The following is a 535-nucleotide window of genomic DNA, read 5'->3' on the forward strand; positions in this document are numbered from 1 at the left end:
ATTGGCGTGTTATCGAAGTGAGAATCTTCTAGCGTCAGATGACGCTCTTCTGTTGCCACACCAACCACTGCGTAAGGTGCACGCTCGCGCTTACAAATCGCATCGAACGCCTCCATGTTTTCTGGCGCTACCGCAAGAACATAACGCTCCTGAGATTCGTTACACCAGATTTCCAGAGGGCTCATGCTCAATTCATCATTTGGTACATCACGTAGCTGGAACTTACCGCCACGCTCGCCGTCGTCACAAAGCTCAGGAAGTGCGTTAGAGATACCGCCCGCACCCACATCGTGGATAAATGCGATTGGGTTCTCTTCACCTAGCTGCCAACAACGGTCGATCACTTCCTGACAACGACGCTCCATCTCTGGGTTTTCACGTTGTACTGAAGCAAAGTCCAGATCTTCCGCTGACTGACCTGATGCCATTGAAGACGCCGCACCGCCACCAAGACCGATGTTCATTGCAGGCCCACCAAGTACGATTAGGCACGCACCCACTGGGATCTCTTTCTTCTGTACGTGCTCGTCACGGA

Annotated in this window: 1 protein-coding gene; it reads right to left on the reverse strand. The window is 52.5% G+C overall.

What is annotated here, in order from left to right:
- On the reverse strand, positions 1 to 535 hold a 535-nt coding region (locus R8N47_RS27940; RefSeq protein WP_318186451.1), incomplete at both ends, for an AIR synthase-related protein.

It is taken from the genome of Vibrio sp. 2132-1, from assembly GCF_033344315.1.